Source organism: Myxococcus sp. CA033 (assembly GCF_013336625.1).
Lineage (GTDB): Bacteria > Myxococcota > Myxococcia > Myxococcales > Myxococcaceae > Myxococcus > Myxococcus llanfairpwllgwyngyllgogerychwyrndrobwllllantysiliogogogochensis.
The window spans coordinates 101,379-126,616 of record NZ_JABUMU010000022.1 but is presented as its reverse complement, the minus strand read 5'-3'; the positions used below and the strand labels follow the sequence as shown (position 1 = coordinate 126,616).

The window sequence follows — 25,238 nt, the reverse complement described above, 5'->3', positions numbered from 1 at the left end:
AGAGGCGTCGCCGCCGTCCGGCTGAGTCGGCGGTGCTTTGCCTCCGAGGGAATCGGAGCGGTGCCTCGCATGGCTCGGAGGCAGCGTTCGTGAGAGGCGAAGCGGGATGCGCGGCTTCGACACTGCCTGAAGGAGTCGGAGCGGTGCCTCGCATGGCTTGGGGGCAGCGTTCGTGAGAGGCGAAGCGGGATGCGCGGCTTCGACACTGCCTGAAGGAGTCGGAGCGGTGCCTCGCATGGCTCGGAGGCAGCGTTCGTGAGGGGCTCCGAGAGGCGGCGAAGCGGGATGCGCGGCTTCGACACTGCCTGAGGGAGTCGGAGCGGTGCCTTGCGTGCCGTGGCGACCGCCTGGTTCGTCACCGTTCAGGTGAGGACCCTTCGGTGCGTGTCATTCCGCTGCGCCTGAGAATGAACGTCGTGGGCGCATGACGTCACGTCGGTGGAGTGCGCCAACGCTGCGATGCGCCTTGTGCTGGGTGGGGCCGGTTTCGCAGACTCCGCGCCGTGAACGCGCGCTCCCTGTCGACGCTGGCTCTTCTCCTTGCTTCCACGCAGACGGCTTGTGTCTCGCAGCAGAAAGGTCGTGAGGACTCACCTTCGGACGAGCCGGGGCCCCCGGCTCGACTGTGGCGGCGCAGCGCCGTGGAGCGCGACTTCGAGCGCTTCACGCGCGAGGGCACCGCGCTCACCGGGGATGGAGCGTTGGTGCTGGACGCGTCGGCGCGGACGGACAGCGTGCCCGTTCCCACGGGACGTAACGAGGACGGTGGCACGCGCTATCACGAGGCAACCTACCGGCTGGGGAGCGCCGTCTCCGAGGTCCAGCTCGTGCCGGGCGGCTTCACCAGCGTGGTGCCGTCCTTCGATGCGCAGACGCCCCCGGGCACCTGGGTGAAGGTGACGCTCGCCGCGCGCATCGAGGGCGCCTGGACGAAGGACTACGAGCTGGGCGTGTGGGCCTTCGACAAGGTGCCCGTGGCCCGGCACAGCGTGGACGGGCAGGGGGACGCGGACGGTCAGGTGTACACGGACACGCTCAACCTCAAGCGTCGCGCGAATGCGCTGCGGATGACGGTGTGGCTGTTCTCGTCGCAGCCGGAGGCCACGCCTCGGGTTCGCGCGCTGACGGCGGCGGTGAGCGACAAGCAAGGTGTCGTCGCGGATGCGTCGTCGGACCGGGCGGCCTGGGGCACCGTGCTGGAGGTGCCCGGCCACTCGCAGATGCTGTACCCCGAGGGTGGCCCCGTGTGGTGTTCGCCCACGTCCACCACGATGTTGCTTGGGTACTGGGGGCGGAAGCTGGGGCGGCCCGAGCTGACCACGACGGTGCCTTCGTCCGCCGACCGGACCTATGACTGGGTCTACAAGGGGACGGGCAACTGGGCCTTCAACACGGCGTATGCCTCCGCCATCGGTGACGGGGCGCTGCACGGCGCGGTGTTGCGCCTGGATGGCTTCGCGCAGGTGGAGCGGCTCATCGCCGCGGGCATTCCGGTCAGCATCAGCATCGCCTACGAGGAGGGGGAGCTCACCGGCTCGCCCGTGCGCAGCTCGGATGGGCATCTCATCGTGCTGAAGGGCTTCACGCCCGAAGGCGATGTCGTGTGCAATGACCCCGCGTTCAAGACCGACGAGACGGTGTCCGTGACATACAAGCGCGACGAACTCTGGCGCGCGTGGCAGCACTCGCGGGGCGCGGCCTACGTGCTCTGGCCTTCCGGCACGGCGTTCCCCGCGGAGGTCATCGGACTGCTGCGCTGAACCGGTGCCCTCGTTCCGGGCAACGCCACGGTCCGGGGCGCCGAGAGTTCATCGCGTCGGGCGCGCGTTCATCGCGTCGGGCGCGCGCTCATCGCGCCGGGCTCGCGCTCATTGCGCCGGGCTCGCGTTCATCGCGCCTCGTGTCACACGGAGGGCGCAGGCTCGAAGTAGTGGCGCTCGGCGAGGTCGGCGAGCAGCCCCGGATGTGTCGGCTGCCAGCCCAGGAGGTCGCGCGTGTGCGCGCTGGACGTGGGGTTGTCGAGCTGGGCGAAGGCGGCGAGGAAGCCGAGGTAATTGCTCGCATCTCCAGTCGAGACGCTCCTGGCCGGTAGTCCGAGGCCACGGCCGATGGCCTCGGCGATGTCGCGAAAAGAGATGCCTTCCTCGGCGACCCCGTGGATGCGAGAGCCCGCGGGCGCGACCTCCAACGCCAATCGGTAGAGTCGCGCAGTGTCGAGCGTGTGCACCGCCGGCCAGCGGTTGGCGCCGTCCCCGACGTAGGCGGCGAAGCCGTTCTTTCGTGCCATGGCGATGAGCGACGGGACGAAGCCCTGATGGTCGAGCGAGCTGTGTACCGTCGGCGCGAGGCGGATGACGGAGGACCGGACGCCGCGCTTTCCGAGCGCGACCACCGCATTCTCCGCGTCGATGCGGGGGCCGCCCGCGAGCGCATCATGTTCGGTGCCAGGGCGACCGAGCACGGCATGAGCCAGCGCGAGCGTCCCCGCCGTGCCCACGAACGGCTTGCCAGAGCCCTCGAGCACCGCGCTCATCGCTTCGATGGCGCGGAGGTCGGCCATCACCGCACCCGCGTAGTCGCCGGTGAAGGCCACGTCATGCTTGAACGCGAGGTGGATGACGCCATCCGCGGTGGCAGCGGCCTCCCGCAGACCTTCGAGGTCATCGAGGTTGCCTCGCCGCACCTCCGCGCCAGCGGACCTCAGGGCGGCGACCGAGGAGTCGGAGCGGGCGAGCCCGACGACCTGGTGGCCGGCCGAGAGCAACTCGCGGATGACCACGGAACCGATGTGCCCCGATGCACCCGTGACAAAGACGCGCATGTGAACCTCCGATGTCAGAAGCTGACATGACTTCTAACACCTGATGTCAGTCGCTGCAATCAGGTAGGGTGGCGCCATGGGTCGTTGGGAACCGAACGCGCTCGAACGCCTGCAAGACGCTGCGATGCAGCTGTTCCAGGAGCGCGGGTACGACCGCACGACGGTGGAGGAGATCGCCGCGCGTGCGGGGCTCACCGAGCGGACATTCTTTCGCTACTTCGCTGACAAGCGAGAGGTCCTGTTCTCGCGCTCGAAGGAACTCGAGGCGCTCATCGTCAACGCCATCGCGGATGCTCCGAAAGGGATGGCTCCCATCGATGTTGTCGCCGCCGCGCTCGAGGCCCTCTCGCCGGGATTCGAGGAGCGCCGTGCGCACGCATCCAAGCGGCAACCGCTCATCTTGGCGCACGCGGAGCTTCGGGAGCGCGAGCTGATCAAACTCGCGTCACTCGCCTCGGCGATGGCGGAGAGCCTCCGGGGACGTGGCGTCGAAAAGACGGTGGCCAACCTGGTCGCCGAAGCGGGCATCGCCATCTTCAAGAGCGCGTTCGAGCGTTGGGTCGAGGACACGAAGAAGCACGAGCTCGCGCATCATGTGCGCGTGGCACTCGCGGAGCTGCGGCTCATCACCGCCGGAGCGAGCGTGGCTCCTTCCTCGCCACTCCCGACCAGGAAGGCACCGCGACGCAGCCGCTCCACCTCCCGGTAGGCTCGAGGAGCGCGGGGCCGAGTGACGCGGGATATGTCTCACGTGAGACATGTCTCGGGGTATCCGGGGCCATAGGGGATTCCTCTCGTGCGGGAGACGGGCAGGGCCCCTCCATTCCGTTGCATGTGACATCCACCGTCAGGACCGCACGGATTACGCACCCGCGCGGAGTCGCGCGCAGGCGGCCCCACCTCGGACGACGTTGAGCAAGCGGGCGAGCCCTCGTACCGTGTCGTCCACATGCGACGTTGGCTTCAGCTCGCCCTTCTCCTGCCTGGAATCGCCTGCACGCCTTCGTCGAAGACGGAGGATTCCCCCTCTCCCGTTGAAGGTGTAGCGCCGAGCCCGTCCCTCCCCACGACAGGCAATCCCTCCGCGCCCACGGAGTTCGTCCAAGAGGGAGGAGGGAAGCAAGCAGTCCCGTCGTCTCTCCCCACGGAAGCGCCGACCGTGGCGGGAACCCCGGTGTCGCCTCCTGCGGATGCGACCGTCCAGGGGAGTCCAGTGGCGCCCTCGACCGTGGCGGGAGGCGCTGGCGCGCCGACCTCGGGCGGGAGTGTCCAAGACAGTCCAGCGGCGCCGTCGGCTCAGCCTCCGACGGTCGCGGGAAGCTCGATGTCTCCGACCTTGGGCGGGAGTGTCCAAGCGACTCCGGTGGCACCCTCGGCTCAGCCTCCGACGGTCGCGGGAAGCTCGATGTCTCCGACGTCGAGCGCGACCATCCAAGGGGGTGCTGTGTCTCCCATGGCAGAGGTTCCGACCGTCGCTGGAAGCACGGTGTCGCCTCCCTTGGGCGGGAGTGTCCAAGCGACTCCGGTGGCACCCTCGGCTCAGCCTCCGACGGTCGCGGGAAGCTCGATATCTCCGACGTCGAGCGCGACCATCCAAGGGGGTGCTGTGTCTCCCATGGCAGAGGTTCCGACCGTCGCTGGAAGCACGGTGTCGCCTCCCACGGGAGCGACTGTCCCAAGCAGTCCAGCGGCTCCGACGGTAGAGGCTCGGCCCGGTGTGGTGTCGCCCTCCGCGGTGGCGAACGGTGCTCAGGTCGCGGGCGCGCCGGTTCCCGCGGGAGATGCCGCCGTGCCTGCTCGTGGCCCCGTGCCGAACGGGCTCAGCTCCGCGGAAACCGTCGGCTCGGAAGACGGTGGCACGCCACGGTCCGGAGTGGCGGGAAGCCAGGCTCCCGTGGCTTCCACTCCGGGAGACCTGCTCGCCGCCTGGAATCGGACCGCGCCCGTGCTCGACACGGATGGGGGACCCTCGCGTCCGGCTTCCGCCGCGCGTCCAGGCTCGGACTCCCGCGACTCGGAGGACGACTCCTCCGCGCACGACGAGCCCTCGCTCGCCATCGACCCCGCGCTCAGCGCGATGCCCAAGCCCGAGCGCCACGAGGACGCCCCCATCGTGGACCCCGAGGAGTCACCGCCTCCGCCCGCCGAGCAGCTCGTCGTCATCCCCGACAAGCGGAACCCGGGCGTGGAGCTGGTGCTCGGCCCGGATGGTGAGCCGCTGGAGGACACCAGCCTCGTGCTCGACGACCCGTCCCTTGAGCCAGACGAAGACACCTCCGGCACCCCCACTGCCAGCGGCGCGGACGCGGGCACCGAGCCCGTCGCGATTCCGTATCAGCCCGACGCGGGCTCGCTGCGCGTGCGCCGCTCCATCGCGGTCCGCTCCGCGCCTCGTCAGGATGCGCCTCCCCTGGGCACCGTGGCCCAGGACATGCGCGTGCTCTGGAAGGGCGAGACGGCCATGCGCGGCCCCGAGTGCGAGACCTGGGTGGAAATCCAGCCCCGTGGTTGGGTCTGCGAGCGCTACCTGGAGCGCAACTTCCGCGAGCCTCGCGTCAGGGATTTGCCCCGCCTGCGCGAAGGCGAGCTGACGCCCGGCACCTATGCCCGCGTCGTGGGCAAGCGCGTGCGCGCCTACCCGAGCCTCGCCCTGGCCCGTTCGCGCAGACGGGGTGTGCTGCTGAAGGGCTCGGTGACGGTGCAGCTGCGCGGACAGGTGCGCGTGGGTCGACGCACCTTCTGGCGCACGACGGATGGCCAGTACCTGGAGGCCCGCGTCCTGCGCGAGTACCGGCCCTCCGCCTTCGTCGGCGTGGACGCGGACCAGCTGTCGGAGCTGTCCTCGCCCTTCGCCTGGGCCCAGTCGCGCGTGAAGCCCACGGCGCCCATCGAGGTGAAGGTGGCCCCGGACGCGAAGGCCGCTCGGGAGACGGTGCTGCCCCCTCGGACCCTCGTGGCCGTGCGCGAGCTGTCTCCCGACGGCAACTGGGTGCTCATCGCGGAGGACCACTGGGTGGCGCGCGAGGACCTCCACGTCGCCTGGTTCACCCACGCACCCCCCGGTGTGGAGCCCGGCTCGCGCTGGCTCGACGTGGACCTGGATGCCCAGGTGCTCGTCGCGTACGAGGGCGAGCGCCCCGTCTACGCCACGCTCATCTCCTCCGGTAAGCCCGGCACGGACACCCCCGAGGGCCTCTACCGCGTGTGGATCAAATTCGCGGAGGCCGACATGACGGGCAACGGCACCGCGGGCAATGACACCTACCGCGTGGCCACCGTGCCGTGGACCATGTTCTTCGAGGAAGACTACGCGCTGCACACCGCCTACTGGCATGACCGCTTCGGCGAGCCGATGAGCCACGGCTGCGTCAACCTCGCGCCCAGGGACGCTCGGGCCCTCTACGGCTGGGCCGCGCCGGAGGTCCCCACCGGCTGGTCCATGGTGCACGCCACGCCCGAATCGCCCGGCTCCTGGGTGCGCATCCGGGGGCAGGCGCGCATCCCCCTCAAGGAGCGCAAGGTGCGCGTCGTCGCCAGCACGCGCGGACTGCGCTGACGCTCAGCCCACCACCGACACGGTGACGCGTCGGCGGTGGGGCGAGGCGCGGTGCTCCCAGACGTAGACGCCCTGCCACGTCCCCAGGCTCGCCGCGCCGTCCTTCACCGGAATGCTCAGCGAGTTCTGCGTGAGCACCGTGCGCACGTGCGCGGGCATGTCGTCGGGCCCCTCCGCGTCGTGCACGAAGAGGGGGTCCCCGTCCTTCACCAGCCGCGCGAAGAAGGACTCCAAATCCCGGCGCACGTCGGGGTCCGCGTTCTCACACAGAATCAGGGACGCGCTCGTGTGGTGGAGGAACACGGTGCACAGGCCCTGCTTCGCGCCGCTGTCCGCCACCACTTGCTGCACGTCCCGGGTGATGTCCGTGAAGCCGCGCCCCTGCGTGGGCACCGTGAACTCCTTCGCGTGGTACATGCCTCAGTCCCCCAGCCGCGCCTTCAGGAACGCGGCCAGCCGCTCCAGTTCCTCGACGTCCAGCGTGTGCGGTCCATCGAAAGGGAAGAAGTCCACGGACAGCCCCGACTGCACCAGCGCGTCGCGCAGCCGCTCGCCCGTCGCGAAGGGCAGTACGTCGTCGTGACGGCCGTGGCCCTGGAACACCGGCAGCCCTTGCCGGGCCTGGGCCTTCTGCTTCCACTCCGCCTCCGCGATGAGTGTGCCCGACAGGATGAACAGCCCGGCCGGCCGTTCCTCCAGCCGCAGGGCCACGTCCGTCGTCACCATGCCGCCCTGGCTGAAGCCGCCCAGGACGATGCGTCCATAGGGCAGCTTCGACGTGGTCGACAACGCGTCCACCACGGACATGAGGGCTCGACGGGCGGCGGGAAGCCCCTCGGGCACTTCCTTCGAGTAGGCCTCCCAATCCCGCATCTGTCCGCGCATGAAGGCCTCGGGCAGGTGGAACCAGGCGCGCCCCTGGGGCATGCCCCACTGGGCCATCGTCAGGGGGCCGGCGGGAACGACGAAGCGCACGCGCTCCGCCAGCACCGGCTCCATGGCCATCAGCTCCGGCACCAGCGACACCAGGTCTGTCCCCGCGGCGCCGAGGCCATGGCAGAGAATCACCGCCAGGTCCGGCACGGTGCCCTCGTCGAGCCCGTCCACCACCTGGCAGTCCAGCTCGCCCAGGCGCGTGGACACGAGTCGGAGGTTGCGTCGGTCCATCACTGCGCGCCGGCCGCGTCCGCGAGGGTAATCTTCTGGATGATGACGGGGTCCACAGGGCGGTCGCCCGGGCCCGTGGCGACCTTGGAGATCTTCTCCACGACGTCATAACCCTTCACCACCTCGCCGAAGATGGTGTGCTTGTTGTTGAGGTAGCTCGGCGTGGACGTGGTGATGAAGAACTGGCTGCCGTTGGTGCCCGGTCCCGCGTTGGCCATGGCCAGCAGGCCCGGCTTGTCGAACGTGCGGCCGCTCTGGAACTCGTCCGCGAAGCGGTAGCCCGGGTCACCCCGGCCGGAACCCGTGGGGTCTCCACCCTGAATCATGAAGCCCGGAATCACGCGGTGGAAGACGACGCCGTCGTACAGCGGCTTGCCCGTCACGCGCTCACCGTTGCGAGGGTCCGTCCACGTCTTCTCACCCGTGGCGAGCCCCACGAAGTTGGACACCGTGTTCGGCGCGTCCTTGGAGAACAGCCGCACGACGATGGGGCCCTGGTTCGTCTCCAGCGTGGCCTGGATGTCCTGGCCGCCGTACGCCTTCTTCATCCACTCGCCCGGGCCTTCCGCTGCGGGCGCGGGGGCCTTGGGGGTGGCCGAGGCGGGGGTGGAACCACCCGTGGATTCCTTCTTCTCGGAGTCCTTGCAGGCGGCGACGGTGAGGCACAGGAGGAGGGCGCTGAGGATTCGGATGTTCATGGGGCGCGCAGATTACCCGACCTCCGCCGGATTACAGGGGGTTACGTCGTCCCGTGCGGGCAGGGCGTTGTCTGGGAGGCAAAATCGCCCGCCAGCGACCCGGGTCGACGCAACATCTGGAAGCAGGGCACGATGATCCCAACAGAACACCCTGAATTGCGTCTGGAGTCCTGAGTTGGCGCCCATCGAGCCTCGTCCCACCGCCCCGAGTTCCGCTCCCACCGCTCGGCCCGCACAGCCGTCGGCCGCGCCGCCTCCGGCGCCCCGGGCTGACGTCCTGGCGCCGCCCGCCGCGAGGTCGGACCGCTGGGAGCAGCTTGGCAACGAGGTGGCCCGGGGCACCAACGGGGTGAGGCAGTTCTCCGACGCGGTGGGCGCCACCCAGGTGCGTCGCACGCAGGGCCCCATCCGCTTCGGACCGCTCGAGACGGGGCTCACCGGCACCACCGTGGAAGGCGTGAACACCCGAAGCGCCCGCTGGGCCGGCGGCGTGTCCACGGCGGCCAGCGTGGCGCAGCTCCCGGGCGCGGCCTACCTGTCGTTCCGCGACGTGCGCGATGCCTTCCGCAACCCGTCCGGCGAGTCCGCCAACAGAGCGCTCGGCTCCGTGTCGGGCCTCGCGTCCACCGGCCTCAACGTGGCCAAGGGGGGCCTGGACCTCGCGGGCAACGTGAGCAACTTCCGCGCGGCGGCCAACGCGGCGCGCACCGCCTTCACGCAGGCCGCTCCGGAGGCCACGGGCGCGGTGGCGAACCGCGTGGCGACCTCCGCCGCGTCCGAGGCCGCGCAGGGCTCGTCCCGCCAGGTCACGCGTCACGCCGCCGCTCGCGCCGCGGGCGAGGGACTGGAGGACGCGGGCCGTCTGGGCGCCAACGCCGCTCGCACCGCGCTGCAGGGGGGCGGCACGGCCGTGGCCAGGGCCGCGGGCCGCTTCGCGCCGGGCCTCAACGTCGCCATCGCCGCCGCGGACACCGCCGCCGCCGCGAGCACGCTCGCGGACCCGAACGCCGCGGTGGGCAAGAAGGTCACCGCCGGAGTCACCGCGCTGGGCTCCATCGCCGCGGCCACCAACATCCCGGTGGTCAGCCAGGCGGGCGCCGTCGTCTCGACGGTGTCCAGCTTCGTGGGCGCGTTCTTCTAGGCGCCGCGCGCCTCCTCCGCTCTGTGTTATCCGGAGCTTCCGGAGCGGAGGAAGCATGACGTCCCAGAACGACCCGAAGGGTGGCGGTGCGCGCTCGCTGGCCGAGCTGCACGCGCTCGGAATCATGAAGCGCATGCCCGCGTCGCTGTCGCTGGGCAGCACCGAGCCTGTCTCCCTCCCCACCGTGCAGGCGCCGTCCCTGGAAGGGCTGACGGTGGCCGTGGTCGCACCCGGCCCCATCGACGAGCAGGCCCTGGTGGAGCGCTTCGATTCGCTGCGCCGCCAGCATGCCGACCGCCGTGAGCGCCTGGCGGGCGAGGCGGTGGGGCCCGACGACGAGGTGCTGCTGGACGTGCTCGGCTTCGCCGACGGCCGGCTCATCCCCTACTCCGCGCGGGAGAACTGGCGCGCGGAGGTCGCGCCAGACGCGCTGCTGCCCGGCTTCTTCGAGGCGCTGGTGGGCGCGAAGGTGGGCCAGTCCTTCGGCATCGAGCTGAAGCTGCCGGACACCTACGTGGTGGAGTCGCTGCGCGGCGTGACGGCGCGCTTCCTGCTCGACGTGAAGGCGGCCTCCGAGTTGAAGCTGTTGGAGGATGACTCGCCGGAGCTGCTCAAGCGCCTGGGGCTGGGCACCCTCACCGACGTGATGGCCCACCTGGGTGACACGCTCGCCCGCGAGCGCACCGAGGAGATGGACCGGCTCACCCAGGAGCGCGTGCTGGACGAAGTGGTGTCGCGCACGAAGGTGACGCTGACGCCCGCGCTGGTGGACGAGGAGATTCGCCGCCGCTGGGCGGAGACCGAACGGCCCCTGCTGATTCGCAAGGACTTCCAGCCGAACGAGCTTCAGGAGGCGCTGGAGGGTTGGCTCAGGGAGCCCCTCACCCGCGCGGACACGGAGCGACGGCTGACGTTGGCGCTGGCGCTCAGGGCCATCGCCGCGCGCGACCACGTGAAGCTCGCGAAGGGCGCCGTGGACGCGCTGGTGGCCGACCTGGCCGGGCTGTCCGGCGTCTCCCGCCAGGACCTCATCCGCGCGATGAAGGAAGACACCCTGCTGGCCAAGCGGGTGGAGGACCTGGCGCTGCACTTCGCCACCATCGACAGCGTGATGCGGCGCGTGTCGCTGACGCCGCCGACCTGACGTCGCGGCGGTTGTTTCAAGGCGTCTGGAGCGCCAGCGCCACCATCACCTCGGTGACATCGCCGGGGTGGTAGCGGCCCAGTCCCGGGAAGGCGCGCAGCGCGGCCTCCGCGTGGTCCATGTCGTCCAGTCGCACCACGCGCGCGCCGGGCACCTCCGCGTCCAGCGCGGTCACCATGCCGTCGGACGCGTAGCGGTAGCGCTCGTCCAGGTAGCGCTGGAGCGGATAGAGCGACGACAGGCGGGACAGCCGCGAGGTGGCCAGCGACACGGTGGGGATGTCCGCCGGGTAGGGGTGCTGGCGGATGAACGCCATGCGCTGGGGATAGGACAGCTCCTCCACCGAGCGGGACACCCCGTGGAACAGCAGCGGGAAGGCGAAGTCGATGAGCCTGCGCATGTCCGGCGTCGAGGCCAGGTCATGGGCAATGGACGAGCCGCCATAAGGCGCCTGGAGCGTCACCACCGCGCGCACCACCCGGCGCAGCTCCGGGTACAGGGCGAGCACGGCGGTGCACTCGACGCCGCCCTTGCTGTGGCCCACCAGCACCACCGAGCGGCCGAAGTGCTCCGCGTCCAGCAGCGCTTCGCGCAGCACCGCGACGTTGTCGAGCAGCAACCCCTCCGTGTCCACCGACGCCTCGAGCACGTCCAGGCCCCGGCGCTCCAGCCGCTGCACGTTGTCCAGCAGGTAGCCGGGCAGCTCGTCCCCCAGCATCCCGCGCACCAGCACGTACTGATGGCGCCGCGCCTCGTCCGGGAGCACGGGCTCGCCCTCGCGCACGGCTCGCAGCAGGTCGTGGAAGCGGCGGGTCAGGTCCACCGTGGGTGGAGTCATCCCCGCGGGCACGCGCTTGAGCCAGCCGGCCATGCCTCCACAGCCAGGGCCCCACCAGCGCGGCGCCGCGGGCAGTCCTCGGAGCCCCCGCGTCAGCCGGGCGATGGCACCCGGCTCGCGAGGCGGCGAGGGCGTGGAAATGGGGGGAGGGGGCGCGGGGACTTCGGGGGAGGACCGCTGCGTCATTTCACGCGGAAGCGTACCGGCAAGGGGTGGCGCGGCGCCAACATCCGGGGCCCTGGCGCGAGCGGCTTTCGTGCGTCGCCTCTCGTGCTAAGTAGTCCAGCAGAGGCGGGAGGACTTCGAAGCTGACCACCGGACAGGAGTGGCTGGTTGATGCGAGCGGCTGCTCGCCTGGATTGCTCAAGGACGCGGCGGCGTTGGCGGCGCTCTTCGAGGAGCTCCTCGTCCTGCTCGACTTGAAGGTCGTGGGCCAGCCGCAGTGGCACGTATTCCCCGAGCCCGGTGGCATCACCGGACTGACGCTGCTTGCGGAGAGTCACCTGGCCATCCACACCTTCCCCGAGCATGGCTTCGCCGCGCTCAATGTCTACTGCTGCCGCCCCAGGACGCGCCCCGACTTCGAGTCGCTGTTGGCGCGTCACCTGAAGGCGGCCTCCTGCGAGGTGCGGGAGCTGAAGCGGGGGGTGATGGCGTGAGTCAGGGGAGGTGTCCGTCGTGCGGCGCGGATGTGGAGTTCACCGCCGGTTCGGCGCAGGTGGTGGTGTGTGGCCACTGCCAGACGGTGGTGGCTCGCAAGGGCGCTGACTTCGAGGCGCACGGGAAGATTGGCCGCGTCGTCGTCACTGACTCGCCGCTCCAACTGGGCGCGGAGGGTCGCTACGCGCGCACGGCGTTCCAGGTCGTGGGCCACCTCCAGAAGGACCATGGCGCGGGCCCGTGGGACGAATGGTACGTGGAGTTCTCCGACGGCCGCACCGCGTGGGTGAGCGAGTCCGAGGGCGCCTTCCACCTGCTGTTGGAAGCGGGCGTGGAAGAGGGCGTGTCGCTGTCGGACCTGCACCCCGGTGAGCGGCTGCGCCTGCGCAACCGCGTCTGGGTGGTGGAGGAGCGCGGCCACGGCAAGGTGGTGGCCGCCGAGGGGCAGCTCCCCAGCGACGTGGACCCCACGCAGGACTCCTATTACGTCGACGCCACCGGCTCCAAGGGCGCCTTCGTCACGCTCGACTTCGGCACGCGGAACAAGGACCCGGAAGTCTTCATCGGCGAGCGGCTCAAGCTGGAGCAGCTCGGGATTCCCGCCGAGCAGCTCCGCCCGCGTGCCCGCCGCAAGGTGGACCTCCAGCAGGCGCGCTGCACCGAGTGCAACGGCCCCCTGGAGCTGCGGGCCCCGGACAAGTCCCTGCGCGTGGGCTGCCCGTTCTGCGGCGCGCTCCTGGACGTCAGCAAGGGCAAGCTGTCCTTCCTGCGGCTCCTGGAGAAGCCGGACCACGCGCCCATCATCCCCCTGGGGGCGAAGGGCACGCTGAAGAACACCGAGTGGATGTGCATCGGCTTCCTGGTGCGCTCCTGCACCGTGGAGGGCGTGCGCTACCCGTGGGAAGAGTACCTGCTCTTCCACAAGTCCAAGGGCTTCGTCTGGTTGATGCTCTCCAACGGCCACTGGGTGTTCCTGGAGCCGCTGGCGGCCGGTGACGTGGAGCTGTCACCCCTGTCGTCCGCGTACTTCGAGGGCCGCCGCTACAAGGCCTTCCAGAACGTCCACGCCGTCACGGAGAACGTGCAGGGCGAGTTCTACTGGGAGGTGACGGCGGGCGAGTACGCCGAGGCCGCCGAGTACGTGTCCCCGCCGTACTCCATCAACGTGGACTCCACCGAGGACGAGGTGACGTACACGTATGGCGAGTACCTGCAGCCCGAGGTGGTGAAGGAGGCGTTCAAGCTGAAGGAGGTGGGGCCGACGTACGGCATCCTCCCCAGCCAGCCCAATCCCCACGCGGCGGGCATGCGCTCCACCATGCTGTGGTCCTTCCTCTGGCTTCTGGGGCTGCTGGTGCTGTCGGGCATCTTCTCCGTGAACTCGAGGGAAGAGGTGGTGCTCCAGGAGAACGTGACGGTGCCCGCGGACGCGGCCTCTGGGACGCCCGCCGCGATGAAGTTCAGCGCGCCCTTCGAACTGACCAAGCGCGGCAACATGAAGGTGGAGGTCGCCGCGGGCCTCAGCAACGCCTGGATGGGCGTGCAGGGCGACCTGGTGAACCAGGAGACGGGTGACGTGGTGAGCTTCTACCAGGAGCTCAGCTACTACCAGGGCAACGACAGCGACGGTTTCTGGAGCGAGGGCAGCCCGAGCGACAGCCTGTACCTGTCCGCGCTTCCGGCGGGCAAGTACGTGCTGCGCACCACGGCGGCCTTCGACGCGTCACCCCGGCCGAGCGTGCGCAACTACAGCGTGAAGCTGGTGCACGACACGCCCAATGGCACCTGGCTCTGCGTGGCGCTGGTGCTGATGCTGCTGGCGCCGGTGTTCGCCTTCGTCCGCTCCCACGGCTTCGAGACGCGCCGGTGGGCGGACAGCAACCTGACGGAATAGACGCGCATGGCACGACACGGAGGCGCGGCATGAAGTGGTTCGGTGGACTGGTGCTGCTGGGTTACACGGCCATGATGATGTCCGGGTGGTCGCCCTTCACCAGTGAGGAGAGGGACCGTGTGCCGGGCAACGTGCGCCGAGGCCCGGGTGGCATCCTGTTGTGGACCGGTGGTTTTCAGGGAGGGAAGTGATGCTGTTACTCGGCGTCGTCGTGAGCTGGCAGGGTGTGCTGGCGAGCGTCATCTATTCGCTCATTGGCCTGGCGGTGTTCGTGGCGGGCTTCTTCGTCATCCGCCTCATCATGCCGTTCGACGTGCACAAGGAGCTGGAGGTCGACCAGAACACGGCCGTCGGCATCGTCATCGGCTCCTTCATCCTCGGCCTGTCCATCATCGTGGCCGCGGCCATCGGTGGTTGAGGGGCGGGGACTCCCGCTCGAAGAAGAAGTGAAGTGACGACGTGAACAAGACGCTGCTGTACATCACCGTCATCGTCATCGCGACGTGCGGGCTCGTCTACGAGCTCGTCGTCGGGGCGCTCGCCAGCTACCTGCTGGGTGATTCGATTACCCAGTTCTCCACCGTCATCGGTGGCTACCTCTTCGCGATGGGCATCGGCAGCTACCTGTCGCGCTACATCGACAAGGGGGTGGCGCAGCGGTTCGTGGAGGTGGAGCTGGCGGTGGCGCTCCTGGGCGGCCTGTGCGCACCGGTGCTGTTCCTCACCTTCACGCTGACGGACCTGTTCCAGGTGGCGCTGTACGGCAGCGTCATCATCATCGGCACGCTGGTGGGGCTGGAGATTCCCCTCCTGCTGCGCATCCTCAAGGACCAGCTCAAGTTCAAGGACCTGGTCAGCCAGGTGCTGTCGCTCGACTACCTGGGCGCGCTCGCCGCCAGCGTCGCCTTCCCGCTGCTCCTGGTGCCGAAGCTGGGGCTGGTGCGCACCTCGCTCCTGTTCGGCATCCTGAACGCGGCGGTGGGCTTGTGGAGCACGTGGCTGCTCGCGCCGCTGTTGGGCAACCCGCTGCGCCTGCGCGTCAAGGCGGTGCTGCTCACGGTGCTGCTGGTGGTGGGCTTCGTGCTCGGAGACCGGCTCACGACGTTCTATGAGGACCAGCTCTACGCGGACGACGTGGTGCATGCGTCCAGCTCCCCCTACCAGCGCATCATCCTCACGCGCGGCAAGCGGGGCTTCTCGCTGTTCCTCAACGGCAACCTCCAGTTCGCCAGCGTGGACGAGTACCGCTACCACGAGTCCCTCGTGCATCCGGCCATGGTGCGCGCGGGAAGAATCGAGCACGTGCTCATCCTGGGCGGTGGAGACGGGCTCGCCGCGCGCGAGGTGCTGCGCTACCCGGAGGTCCGCTCCGTCACGCTGGTGGACCTGGACCCGGCGATTACCGGCCTGGCCATGGGCTACGGCGAGCTGGCGAAGCTCAACGGGAACGCGCTGACGGATGCGCGCATGCGCGTCGTCAACGCGGACGCCATGCAGTTCCTGATGGAGGGAGACCAACGCTACGACGTGGTGATTGTGGACTTCCCGGACCCGAACAACTTCGCGCTGGGCAAGCTGTACACCACGGGCTTCTACAAGCTCCTGAAGAAGCGGGTGGCGCAGGACGGGGTGGCGGTGGTGCAGAGCACCAGCCCCCTGTTCGCCCGGCGCTCCTTCTGGTGCGTGGAGACGACGCTGAAGGCCGCGGGCTTCTGGACGCAGCCGTACCACGCGCTGGTGCCCTCGTTCGGCGAGTGGGGCTACGTGCTGGTGTCCCACGAGGCCCCCGGCCACCACCGGCCGCTGCCGGAGGGCCTGCGCTTCCTGGACCTGCCCACGCTGGAGTCGCTGACGCTGTTCCCCCCGGACATGAGCCCCCTGCCCGTGGAGGTGAACCGGCTGAACAACCAGGTGCTGGTGCACTACTACGAGGAGGAGTGGCGGCGGTGGAACTGACGCGGCGAGAGCTGGTCGCCGCGTTCCTCGGCTCGGCGGTGGCGAGCGGGTGCAAGCGCGAGCAACCCCGGGCCCCCATTCCGGGCGCTGTCGTCGACCGCGCTGTGGAGGTGGGGCACCGGCTGCGCGGTGGGCCGCTGCCTCGCGCGGAGACGCTCGAAACGGTGGACGTGCTGGTGGTGGGCGCGGGCGTGGCGGGCCTGTCCGCCGCGTGGCGGCTGGCGGGCGCGGGCGTGAAGGACGTGCGCGTGGTGGAGCTGGAGTCGGAGGCCGGGGGCACGTCGCGCTCCGGGAAGAACGCCGTGTCCGCCTTCCCCTGGGGCGCGCACTACCTCCCGGCGCCGCTGGAGGACAGGGGCCCGGTGGTGCGGCTGCTTCGCGAGATGGGCGCGGTGTCCGGCGTGGACGCGCAGGGCCTGCCGACCTTCGAGGAGACGCTGCTCATCCAGGAGCCGGAGGAGCGCCACTTCTACCGGGGCCACTGGTACGACGGGCTCTACCTGCGCGTGGGCGCGACGGCGGAGGACCTGGCGGAGCTGGAGCGCTTCGATGCGCGGATGAATGCCTTCGCCGCCGCCCGGGACGCGAAGGGACGCAAGGCGTTCGCGGTGCCGACGGCGCGCTCCAGCGATGACGCCGAATGGACGGCGCTGGACACGCTGAGCATGGCGGCCTGGCTTGCGCGCGAGGGCTTCCGCTCCACGCGGTTGAAGTGGCTGGTGGACTACGCGTGCCGCGACGACTACGGCGCCACGTCCGAGCACATCTCCGCGTGGGCCGGCATCTGGTACTTCGCCGCGCGCCAGGACGGACAGGGCGAGCGCAGCGAGGGCTTCCTGAGCTGGCCCGAGGGCAATGGCCGGCTGGTGCACCAACTGCTCTCCGCGCTGCCTCCCCGCGCGGTGGAGCGCGACGTGCTGGTGCACACGGTGGAGCCGGGCGAGCAGGGCTGCCGGGTGGACGCGCTGGATGCTCGCACGGGCAAGCCTCGCTCCTTCCAGGCGCGACAGGTGGTGCTCGCGTGCCCGCGCTTCCTCGCGGCGCACCTGGTGGCGCCGTGGCGGACAGCGCGGCCGGCGTGGCTGGATGCCTTCACCTACGCGCCGTGGGTGGTGGCCAACCTGACGCTGTCGTCGCCGCCGGTGTCGAGAGGCTTCCCGCTGGCCTGGGACAACGTGTTCCAGGAGAGCAACAGCCTGGGCTACGTGGTGGCCACGCATCAGCGCCTGCGTCAGGACGAGAACGGCCCCACGGTGCTCACGTGGTACCTGCCCATGGCCGGCGCGGACGTGAAGGCCGAGCGCACCAAGGCGCTCTCCGCCAGCTACGCGGACTGGGAGGCGCTCGTCATGGCGGACATGCGTCCCGCGCACCCGGGCATCGCCCAGCAGGCGCAGCGCCTGGAGGTGCAGCGCTGGGGCCACGCCATGGTGCGGCCGACGCCGGGCTTCATGTGGGGACCGGAGCGCCGGGCCGCGCAGGAGAGCGTGGGGCGCCATCTGCACTTCGCGCACACGGACCTGGGTGGGCTGGCCCTCTTCGAGGAAGCCAACTGGTTCGGAGTGAAGGCCGCGGAGCGCGTGCTGGCCGAGCTGGGGCAGGCTTCCGCGAGCTGGCTCTAGCCTCCCTCCTTCCGCGAGGTGCCAGGGGCTGGCGGGCCGGGCCTTGCCTGCTCGGGTCCGTCCCGGGGGCAGCGGTCAGTGTCCGGGGGTGTGCCCATTTCTGACCCTCGGGGTCGGGACGTGTCCGTCTGGAACATCCGAGGACGCGCGACGGTGGCCCCACGGGCACGACTTCGCGGAGGCACACCATGTCGCTCAAGGAATACAAACCCGGCAGCACCTTCCCTGGCACCATCGGCCGGACGTGGGAGCAGTCGTCTCCGGCGTGGCCCCAACCGCTGCGCGCGAAGGCGGGCGCACCCAACGTCCTCTTCATCGTCCTGGACGACACGGGCTTCGGGCACCTGGGCTGCTATGGCTCGCCCATCCGCACGCCGAACCTGGACAAGCTGGCGAAGGGCGGCCTGCTCTACAGCAACATGCACACCACCGCGCTGTGTTCGCCCACGCGCTCGTGCATCCTCACCGGCCGCAACCACCACTCCAACGGCATGGCCACCATCACCGAGGTCTCCCTCGGCTACCCGGGCTACAACGGCACCATCCCCTTCGAGAACGGCTTCCTCTCGGAGATGCTGTCGAAGCAGGGTTACAACACGTATGCGGTGGGCAAGTGGCACCTGACGCCCACGGAGCAGACGAGCGCGGCGGGGCCCTATGACCGCTGGCCGTTGGGTCGTGGCTTCGAGCGGTTCTACGGCTTCCTTGGCGGCGACACGCACCAGTACTACCCGGACCTCGTCCACGACAACCATCCGGTGCTGCCGCACAAGACTCCCGAGGAGGGCTACCACCTCACCGAGGACCTGGTGGACCGCGCCGTGGACTTCATCGCGGACTCCAAGCAGGTGGCGCCGGACAAGCCGTTCTTCATGTACTTCTGCACGGGCGCGATGCACGCCCCGCATCACGTCCCCAAGGAGTGGGTGGACAAGTACAAGGGCCAGTTCGACGACGGCTGGGACGAGTTCCGCAAGAAGGTGTTCCAGCGTCAGCTCAAGCTCGGCGTCATTCCTCCCGGCACGAAGCTGTCCCGACATGACCCGGACGTGGCGGAGTGGGACAGCCTGCCGCCCGAGGAGAAGCGCCTCTACGCGCGGATGATGGAGGTCTTCGCGGGCTACCTGGAGCACACGGACCATCACATCGGCCGGCTGCTGAAGTCCCTGGAGGAGAGCGGTGAGCTGGACAACACGCTCATCATGGTCATCTCCGACAACGGCGCGAGCGCCGAGGGCGGGCCCCATGGCTCCGTCAACGAGCTGAAGTTCTTCAACAACACGCCGGAGTCGCTGGAGCAGAACATCGCGGCCATGGACGACCTGGGTGGGCCCAAGTACTTCAATCACTACTCGTGGGGCTGGGCGTGGGCCGGGGATACGCCGTTCCGCCGGTGGAAGCGCGAGGTGTACCGGGGCGGCACGACGGACCCGTTCATCGTCCACTGGCCCAAGGGCATCCGCGCGCGGGGCGAGGTCCGCACGCAGTACTGCCACGCCATCGACATGGTGCCCACGGTGCTGGACTGCCTGGGCGTGGAGCCGCCCCAGGACATCCGGGGTGTCACGCAGTCGCCCATCGAGGGTGTCAGCTTCCGCCACTCCTTCGACGACGCGCGCGCGGAGAGCCACCACCACACGCAGTACTTCGAGATGTTCACCAGCCGCGCCATCTACCATGACGGCTGGCGGGCGGTGTGCCCCTTCCCCGGGCCGTCCTTCACGGAGGCGGGCGAGGCGTTCGGCGAGTCGGCCATCACCGAGGAGCGGCTGCGCAAGCTCGACGCGGAGGGGTGGGAGCTGTACCACGTGGCGGAGGACTGCTCGGAGACGAAGAACCTCGCCCAAGAAGAGCGGGGCAAGCTCATCGAGATGATTGCCCTCTGGTACGTGGAGGCGGGCCGCTACAAGGTCCTTCCGCTCGCGGCGCTGGACCGGGCGGTGTTCGCCGCGGAGCGTCCGCAAATCACCAAGGACCGCAAGCGCTACGTCTACCGGCCGCACACCTCACCCGCGCCGGAGAACGTGGCGGTGCATGTGCTCAACCGGCCGCACTCCATCACCGCGAAGGTGGACGTGGATGGAGACGCGGAGGGCGTGCTGCTCAGCCACGGCGGGATTACGGGCGGCTACACCTTCTTCATCCAGGACCGGAAGCTGCACTACGTCTACAACTTCGTGGGCGAGCGGGAGTTCCACATCGAGTCGGCGATGGAGATACCCGCCGGCCGCACGGAGCTGCGCTTCGAGTTCGAGCCCACGGGGGAGCCGGACCTCGACGCCGGCAAGGGCGCGCCGGGACGCGGCAAGCTCTTCATCGACGGGGACCTGGTCGCCCAGAGCGACATCTCCTCGACGATGCCGCTGCTCATCAGCCTGGGTGAGGGGTTGACGTGCGGGCGGGATGACAACTCGTCGGTGAGCACGATGTACCGCCCACCCTTCACGTTCCGGGGCGGCACGCTGCGCGAGGTGGTGGTGGACGTGTCCGGTGAACACCTCCACGACGAGCAGAAGGAGCGCAAGACGGTGATGGCTCGGCAGTAGGGGGAGGCGACACGTCGTCGCCTGATGGGGCCCGGCCTCTTCCCAGCGCTTCAGGGAGGCCGGGCCCTCTTTTCTTCAGAGCACCGGGGTGGGCGGGTCGAAGCCCAGCAGGATTCCGCCGGTGAGCTCCAGCGTGGGCCGGGCCACCATGGCGTGCTGGGTGAGGGTGTGGACGTCGCGGAAGCAGCGCTGGAGCGCGCTGGTGTGGAACACGGCGGGGCCGCCCGCGGCCTCGTACATCCGGTCCACCGCGCGCGCGGAGCTTCGCGTGGCATGCGTCATGGCCAGGCGCAGGTCCGCCCTGCCGCGCACGGAGACGGGACCTCGGGTGGCTTCGTCATGGAGGGCGTGAATCGTCTCCAGCAGAAAGGCGCGGGACGCGCGCACCTCGGCCTCCGCTTCGGCGACGGCCTCCTGTACGGCGGGCCGCGCGGCCAGCAGCCTGCGCTCCACCACCACCGTCTTCTGTCGGGCCAGCGCGGTCAGCTCATCGATGGCGCGCCGGGCGATGCCCAGGGCCACGGCGGGGATGCCCAGGCCCAAGAGGCCGAAGGGAAAGCCATACAGCGGGCGCGCGACGTGGGGCGGCGCGAAGAACGAGAAGCCGTGGTCGTCCGGGACGAAGAGGTCCTTCACCTCCATGTCGCCGCTGCCGGTGCCGCACAGGCCGGAGGCGAACCACGTGTCGTGAAGCGTGACGTCCCTGGCGGGGAGGAAGAACAGGCGCGTCTCCGGCACGCCCTCGCGCACCATGCGCGGCTTGCCGCCCTCCGTGACGAGCGCGCCGCCCACGAGCCAGTGACAGTGCTGGCTTCCGCTGGCCCAGGCCCATCGGCCGGTGAGCCGGTGGCCACCCTCGACGCGCTCGGCGCGGCCCAGGGGCGCGGCCACGCCTCCGGTGATGATGTCCGGCGCGGAGAAGATGGCGCGGCCCACGGGCTCCGGGAGCCACGCCGCCGTCAGCGCGGTGGCGGAGCCAATCATCGCGCACCAGCCGGTGGCGCCGTCCGCGCGCGAGAGGGCCTCGATGACCTGGAAGGAGAGCGCGGGGTGGAGCTCCAGCCCACCGTACGTCTCCGGAATCATCATCCGGAAGATGCCGGCGCGATTCAGCTCCGCGACGAGGTCCTCGGGCAGCCGGCGCGCGGTCTCGATTTCGGCGGAGCGCGCGGACAGGCGCGGCGCGAGCTCCACGGCGGTGGCGAGCAGGGGATGGGCGGGGAGTGGGAAGGAACTCGTCATGGCCGACAGCCTAGGAAGTCCTGAGTCCTGGTTGCCAGCGGGGAGGTGGAAGGAAGATGGTGGGGCGCCTCGAACCCGGAGCCGCCGATGAGCACCCTCCCGAGCCGTCAAGTCGTCCTCGCGCGCCACATCCCCGGAATGCCCGAGCCGGAGCACTTCCGCGTGGAGCGCGTGGACGTGGGCGAGCCTCGGGACGGAGAGCTGCGGGTGAGGACGCTGTTCGCGTCCGTGGACCCGGGCACGCTGGCCCGGTTGGGGGGCGTGGACTCGTACGCACCGGCCCTCGAATTGGGTGAGGTCATCGGGAGCGCGACCGTGGGCGAGGTGCTGGCGTCCCGTGACACGCGCTACGCCGTGGGCGACGTGGTGGTGGGAGGCTGGGGCTGGCGGGAGCACGCGGTGGTGAGCGCGCGGGGGCTGCGCAAGGTGGACCCTGGACCGGAGTCCGCCTCGGCGGAGCTGGGCGTGCTCGGCATTCCCGGGCTGACGGCGTACTTCGGCATCCTGGAGCTGGGGCGTCCCCAGGCTGGGGAGACGGTGCTGGTGTCCTCGGCCGCGGGCGCGGTGGGCTCCATCTCGGGACAAATCGCGAAGCGTCAGGGCGCTCGCGTGGTGGGCATCGCTGGCGGCCCGGAGAAGTGTCGCTGGGTGGTGGAGGCGCTGGGCTTCGACGCCTGCATCGACTACCGCGCGGAGAAGGACCTGGCCGCCGCCATCCGACGGGAGTGTCCCCAGGGTGTGGGCGTGTACCTGGACAACGTGGGCGGCTCGACGCTGGACGCGGCGCTCACGTGCATGGCGCTGAAGGGCCGCGTGGTGGTGTCGGGGCTCGTCGCGGACTACGGCGTTCCGCCGGAGGCTCGCGCGGGGTTGAAGAACACGCCGTTCCTCATCATCCAGCGGCTGCGCATGGAGGGCTTCGTGGTGTTCGACTACGCCGCGCGCTTCGGTGAGGCGCGGGCGGCGCTGCGTGCGTGGCTCCAGGATGGAACGCTGAAGCACCGCGAGCACGTGGTGGAGGGCCTGGAGTCCGCGCCCGCCGTGTTCGCCGGCCTGTTCCGAGGCGAGAACTTCGGCCGCGCGGTGGTGAAGGTGGGGTGAGGCCGTTGCAGGCCTCACCCGGGAACATCGTTCAGGCCATCTTCTCGCGCAGGTAGGCCTCGAGCTCGGAGATGGCCACGCGCTCCTGGGTCATCGAGTCGCGGTGGCGCACCGTCACGGTGTCCTTCGAGGAAGCGGACTCGCCATCTCCAAGCGTGTCGAAGTCGACCGTGACGCAGAAGGGGGTGCCAATCTCGTCCTGGCGGCGGTACAGCTTTCCGATGGCGCCAGTGTCGTCGTAGACGACCCGCATCGAGCCCGAGGACTGCAACTGGCGACGGATGCCCTTGGCCACGCCCACGATGCCCGGATGGTTCTTCTTCAGCGGGAGCACCGCCACCTTGATGGGCGCCAGGCGCGGCTTGAAGTGCAGCACCGTCCGGTAGAACTCGTCGACGACGGGGTCCACCTGCCCGCGGAGCTTCTTCGCGACCTCGATGCTCTCCGCGCCCGGCATGGAGAGCAGTCCGGTCATGGACGCGAGCCGCTCACCGAGCGCGCCGGCGATTCGCTCACCCTCGGCGAGGAGGGCGTTCTTCGCCTCCACCGGGAGCTTCTCGTTGCGACCGACGGACTTGAGGAAGGCGCCGAGCGCCTCCTCGACGGGCTTCAGGCGCTCCGCCGGAGCGGGCTTCACCTGCTCCTCGGCATACGCCTCGCTCAGCACCGCGAGCACGCCACGGTCGACGCCCGCGGACGGCTCGATGACGAACGGCACCACGTGCTGCTTCGTCTCGGGGTCGAAGTACGTGAGCTTCTCGGTGCTGTGGCCGTTGGGGGACACGCGCGCCTTCAAGCCGAGCGAGCCCTGGTCCTTGCTGTGTGAGCCCAGGTCATAGTCGGTGCGGTTGGCGATGCCTTCGAGCTCCTCCAGCCCATGAGGGAAGCGGTAGAGCAGGTCGACGGTGGCCTTGGCGTAGTGCGCGAGCTCGTCCGGCTTCTGGTGGTACGGCACCAGGTTCTCGCGGGAGAGACCGACGGAAATCCACCAGTTGATGCGGTCCTCGACCCACTTCTGGTGCCAGGCCTCGTCCTCGCCGGGCTTCACGAAGAACTCGACCTCCATCTGCTCGAACTCCCGCACCCGGAAGATGAAGTTGCGCGGGGTGATTTCGTTGCGGAACGCCTTGCCTATCTGCGCGACGCCGAACGGGAGCTTGCGGGAGGTCGAATCCAGCACGTGCTTGAAGTTGACGAAGATGCCCTGCGCCGTCTCGGGGCGCAGGTACGAGAACGACTCGGGGTCTGGCACCGGTCCGACCTGTGTCTTGAACATCAGGTTGAACGGGCGGGGCTCGGTCAGCTCGGTGGAGGCACAGTTCGGACACTTGCCGGCGATCTGGTCCGCGCGCCAGCGCATCTTGCAGCTCTTGCAGTCGACCATCGGGTCCACGAAGGTCTCTTCGTGCCCCGAGTAGCGCCACGTGAGCTTGTTCATGAGGATGGCGGCGTCGATGCCCTCCATGTCCTCACGCTCCCAGACATTGGCGCGCCACCAGGCCAGCTTCAGGTTGTTCTTCAGCTCGACGCCCAGCGGACCGTAGTCGTACGTACCCTGAAGGCCTCCATAGATGGCGGACCCCGGGAAGATGAAGCCCCGGCGCTTACACAGGGAAACGAGCTGCTCCATCGTCTGCGCGGCCATCGGTGTGTGGCTCCTTCGTGAACAGCGAGGCGTCCGAGCCTACACCGGTCATGGCGGGAAACCGTCACCCCGCGGTGTCACCAGGGGCTGGGCTCAGGGGCCTCCCAGGTGGGTGATGTAGCGCATGCGCCCGTCGGGGAGCGCCTCCTGGTGGAGCAGGGGCTCGGTGTCCACCGCGATGATGACGATGTCCCTTCGCTGTCCCAGGGCGACCAGCTCGCTGGGCCGGGGCTCCACGGGGCTCGCACCCCCGCCCACTCCATCGGGGAAGAAGAGGGCATGGCCCTTCTCCAGATAGAGGACGGGGACGTGTGCATCCTCGTCCTCGGGCACGAAGACATGCACCGTGCGCGCGAGCGGTGCCAGGTCCAGTCCACACGAGGTGAGCAGGACGAGCAGTGGGAGCATCCAGAAACGCATGACGGTCCTCCAGGCCTCGGCGCGCGGCCGGGCACTCCGTGAGTCGTGAAGCTCGCGAGTCGCGAGCAGGGCTGTGACGTGACTCGGGCTGGAGCCGGCCACCGAGGACGCGGCCCTCGTCGATGCAAGGGCCGCGTCGGTGCTTCAGTCGGACCGTGCTTCGTCCGAGCCTTCCCCGCTCAAGTCGGCGGCGCGACGTCGCAGCGTCCCGAGGCCTTTTGGGAGAGGTCCTCCGCCACGGTGCGCAGCAGCGTGCCTGTCAGGGTGGAGCGGTCTGTCTCTCCTGCTCCCTCTGTCCGCGAGAGCCAGGAGGCCATTCGTCCCAGGCTGGCCGCCGTCACCACGTTCAGCTTCACCTCCACCTGGACGATGAGGCGCTCACCGTCCTCGGGGCGCGCCTCCAGCGTCCAGGCGACGCGGTCCAGCTCCAGCGTGGCGGGCCCTTCCGGGAGCGGCCTTCCATCCAGCATGTAGCCCTCACGGGTGAAGGCAATCACCTGGGTGAGCCTGGCGCCGTCCACCCGGGTGTTGAACCAGAGCGCGCGGCGCTTCCACAGCGTCAGCTCCACCTCCAGCTTCCCCGCCATGCCCAGTCGCACCAGCCGGTCCAGCTCCGCGGAGAGGAAGGAGAAGGCCTCCGAGCGGGCCAGCACGCGCCGCCCGGAGAGGGTGGCGGTGCAGGTGACGCGCGGCTCCTGTGCCCAGGCCCCGGGCGCGAACAGTGCCGCCGCGGCCACCAGGGCCGCGCCGAGCGTGCGTCTTGTCCGTGTCCCCATTCGTTTCATGG

Annotated in this window: 22 protein-coding genes; 13 read left to right on the top strand and 9 right to left on the bottom strand. The window is 69.7% G+C overall.

Annotation, left to right across the window (positions count from 1 at the left end):
• Positions 1-503 precede the first annotated feature (503 nt).
• Positions 504-1,760, top strand: a complete 1,257-nt coding sequence (locus HUA78_RS35310; protein WP_174478177.1) for a peptidase C39 family protein — start codon at positions 504-506, stop codon at positions 1,758-1,760.
• Positions 1,761-1,903: 143 nt separating this feature from the next.
• Here the strand turns inward: HUA78_RS35310 and HUA78_RS35305 are convergent, their stop codons facing one another.
• Complete coding sequence (locus tag HUA78_RS35305; protein WP_174459676.1) at positions 1,904-2,821, bottom strand: SDR family oxidoreductase; 918 nt, start codon at positions 2,819-2,821, stop codon at positions 1,904-1,906.
• 76 nt (positions 2,822-2,897) lie between these two features.
• Between HUA78_RS35305 and HUA78_RS35300 the strand changes: the two genes are divergently transcribed.
• Positions 2,898-3,530: a TetR family transcriptional regulator gene (locus tag HUA78_RS35300; protein WP_174459675.1), complete on the top strand. Its 633-nt coding sequence runs from the start codon at positions 2,898-2,900 to the stop codon at positions 3,528-3,530.
• A 1,185-nt stretch (positions 3,531-4,715) separates the two neighbouring features.
• Positions 4,716-6,377 (top strand): L,D-transpeptidase family protein, encoded by a 1,662-nt coding sequence (locus HUA78_RS35295; RefSeq protein ID WP_371745738.1) that lies wholly within the window; start codon positions 4,716-4,718, stop codon positions 6,375-6,377.
• A 3-nt stretch (positions 6,378-6,380) separates the two neighbouring features.
• Here the strand turns inward: HUA78_RS35295 and HUA78_RS35290 are convergent, their stop codons facing one another.
• From HUA78_RS35290 to HUA78_RS35280, 3 genes are read right to left on the bottom strand one after another with little or no spacing between them, the layout of a single operon-like run.
• Positions 6,381-6,794 (bottom strand): secondary thiamine-phosphate synthase enzyme YjbQ, encoded by a 414-nt coding sequence (locus tag HUA78_RS35290; protein WP_174478176.1) that lies wholly within the window; start codon positions 6,792-6,794, stop codon positions 6,381-6,383.
• Positions 6,795-6,797: 3 nt separating this feature from the next.
• The gene (locus tag HUA78_RS35285; RefSeq protein WP_174478175.1) at positions 6,798-7,544 is read right to left on the bottom strand and encodes an alpha/beta hydrolase; all 747 of its coding nucleotides are present in this window, start codon (positions 7,542-7,544) and stop codon (positions 6,798-6,800) included.
• The gene (locus tag HUA78_RS35280; protein WP_141647427.1) at positions 7,544-8,242 is read right to left on the bottom strand and encodes a peptidylprolyl isomerase; all 699 of its coding nucleotides are present in this window, start codon (positions 8,240-8,242) and stop codon (positions 7,544-7,546) included. The genes HUA78_RS35285 and HUA78_RS35280 overlap by 1 nt, the downstream gene beginning before the upstream one ends.
• A 175-nt stretch (positions 8,243-8,417) precedes the next feature.
• On the opposite strand from HUA78_RS35280, the gene HUA78_RS35275 reads away from it, so the two are divergent.
• The gene (locus tag HUA78_RS35275) at positions 8,418-9,383 is read left to right on the top strand and encodes a hypothetical protein (protein WP_141647426.1); all 966 of its coding nucleotides are present in this window, start codon (positions 8,418-8,420) and stop codon (positions 9,381-9,383) included.
• 55 nt (positions 9,384-9,438) lie between these two features.
• The gene (locus HUA78_RS35270) at positions 9,439-10,527 is read left to right on the top strand and encodes a peptidylprolyl isomerase (protein WP_174454654.1); all 1,089 of its coding nucleotides are present in this window, start codon (positions 9,439-9,441) and stop codon (positions 10,525-10,527) included.
• Between the two features lie 16 nt (positions 10,528-10,543).
• Here HUA78_RS35270 and HUA78_RS35265 read toward each other — a convergent pair whose 3' ends face one another.
• The gene (locus HUA78_RS35265; RefSeq protein ID WP_174454655.1) at positions 10,544-11,551 is read right to left on the bottom strand and encodes a lipase; all 1,008 of its coding nucleotides are present in this window, start codon (positions 11,549-11,551) and stop codon (positions 10,544-10,546) included.
• Positions 11,552-11,724: 173 nt separating this feature from the next.
• Between HUA78_RS35265 and speD the strand changes: the two genes are divergently transcribed.
• From speD to HUA78_RS35230, 7 genes are all read left to right on the top strand, one after another.
• Positions 11,725-12,024, top strand: coding sequence for an S-adenosylmethionine decarboxylase (speD, locus tag HUA78_RS35260; protein ID WP_246137686.1), 300 nt, complete (start codon positions 11,725-11,727; stop codon positions 12,022-12,024).
• Positions 12,021-13,919 (top strand): DUF4178 domain-containing protein, encoded by a 1,899-nt coding sequence (locus tag HUA78_RS35255; RefSeq protein ID WP_174454656.1) that lies wholly within the window; start codon positions 12,021-12,023, stop codon positions 13,917-13,919. Before speD ends, HUA78_RS35255 begins: the two co-directional genes overlap by 4 nt.
• Positions 13,920-13,948: 29 nt before the next feature.
• A complete protein-coding gene (locus tag HUA78_RS35250; RefSeq protein WP_174454657.1) occupies positions 13,949-14,110 on the top strand; it encodes a hypothetical protein in 162 nt (53 codons plus the stop codon).
• Complete coding sequence (locus HUA78_RS35245; RefSeq protein WP_141647619.1) at positions 14,110-14,337, top strand: DUF350 domain-containing protein; 228 nt, start codon at positions 14,110-14,112, stop codon at positions 14,335-14,337. The genes HUA78_RS35250 and HUA78_RS35245 overlap by 1 nt, the downstream gene beginning before the upstream one ends.
• A gap of 41 nt (positions 14,338-14,378) precedes the next feature.
• Entirely contained in the window at positions 14,379-15,875 is a 1,497-nt protein-coding gene (locus HUA78_RS35240; RefSeq protein WP_141647618.1) for a polyamine aminopropyltransferase, read from the top strand.
• Entirely contained in the window at positions 15,866-17,497 is a 1,632-nt protein-coding gene (locus HUA78_RS35235; RefSeq protein WP_174478174.1) for an FAD-dependent oxidoreductase, read from the top strand. The genes HUA78_RS35240 and HUA78_RS35235 overlap by 10 nt, the downstream gene beginning before the upstream one ends.
• Before the next feature lie 188 nt (positions 17,498-17,685).
• The gene (locus tag HUA78_RS35230; protein WP_141647616.1) at positions 17,686-20,043 is read left to right on the top strand and encodes an arylsulfatase; all 2,358 of its coding nucleotides are present in this window, start codon (positions 17,686-17,688) and stop codon (positions 20,041-20,043) included.
• 75 nt (positions 20,044-20,118) lie between these two features.
• On the opposite strand, the gene HUA78_RS35225 is transcribed toward HUA78_RS35230, so the two are convergent.
• The gene (locus HUA78_RS35225; protein WP_174454660.1) at positions 20,119-21,285 is read right to left on the bottom strand and encodes an acyl-CoA dehydrogenase family protein; all 1,167 of its coding nucleotides are present in this window, start codon (positions 21,283-21,285) and stop codon (positions 20,119-20,121) included.
• 87 nt (positions 21,286-21,372) lie between these two features.
• On the opposite strand from HUA78_RS35225, the gene HUA78_RS35220 reads away from it, so the two are divergent.
• Entirely contained in the window at positions 21,373-22,386 is a 1,014-nt protein-coding gene (locus HUA78_RS35220; protein WP_174478173.1) for an NADP-dependent oxidoreductase, read from the top strand.
• A gap of 31 nt (positions 22,387-22,417) precedes the next feature.
• On the opposite strand, the gene HUA78_RS35215 is transcribed toward HUA78_RS35220, so the two are convergent.
• The 3 genes from HUA78_RS35215 to HUA78_RS35205 all read right to left on the bottom strand — a co-directional run bounded on the left by HUA78_RS35215 (position 22,418) and on the right by HUA78_RS35205 (position 25,227).
• The gene (locus HUA78_RS35215; protein WP_141647613.1) at positions 22,418-24,031 is read right to left on the bottom strand and encodes a glycine--tRNA ligase; all 1,614 of its coding nucleotides are present in this window, start codon (positions 24,029-24,031) and stop codon (positions 22,418-22,420) included.
• A 93-nt stretch (positions 24,032-24,124) separates the two neighbouring features.
• The gene (locus tag HUA78_RS35210; RefSeq protein ID WP_174454662.1) at positions 24,125-24,451 is read right to left on the bottom strand and encodes a hypothetical protein; all 327 of its coding nucleotides are present in this window, start codon (positions 24,449-24,451) and stop codon (positions 24,125-24,127) included.
• 179 nt (positions 24,452-24,630) lie between these two features.
• Positions 24,631-25,227, bottom strand: a complete 597-nt coding sequence (locus HUA78_RS35205; RefSeq protein ID WP_254624068.1) for a hypothetical protein — start codon at positions 25,225-25,227, stop codon at positions 24,631-24,633.
• Between the last annotated feature and the right edge of the window lie 11 nt (positions 25,228-25,238).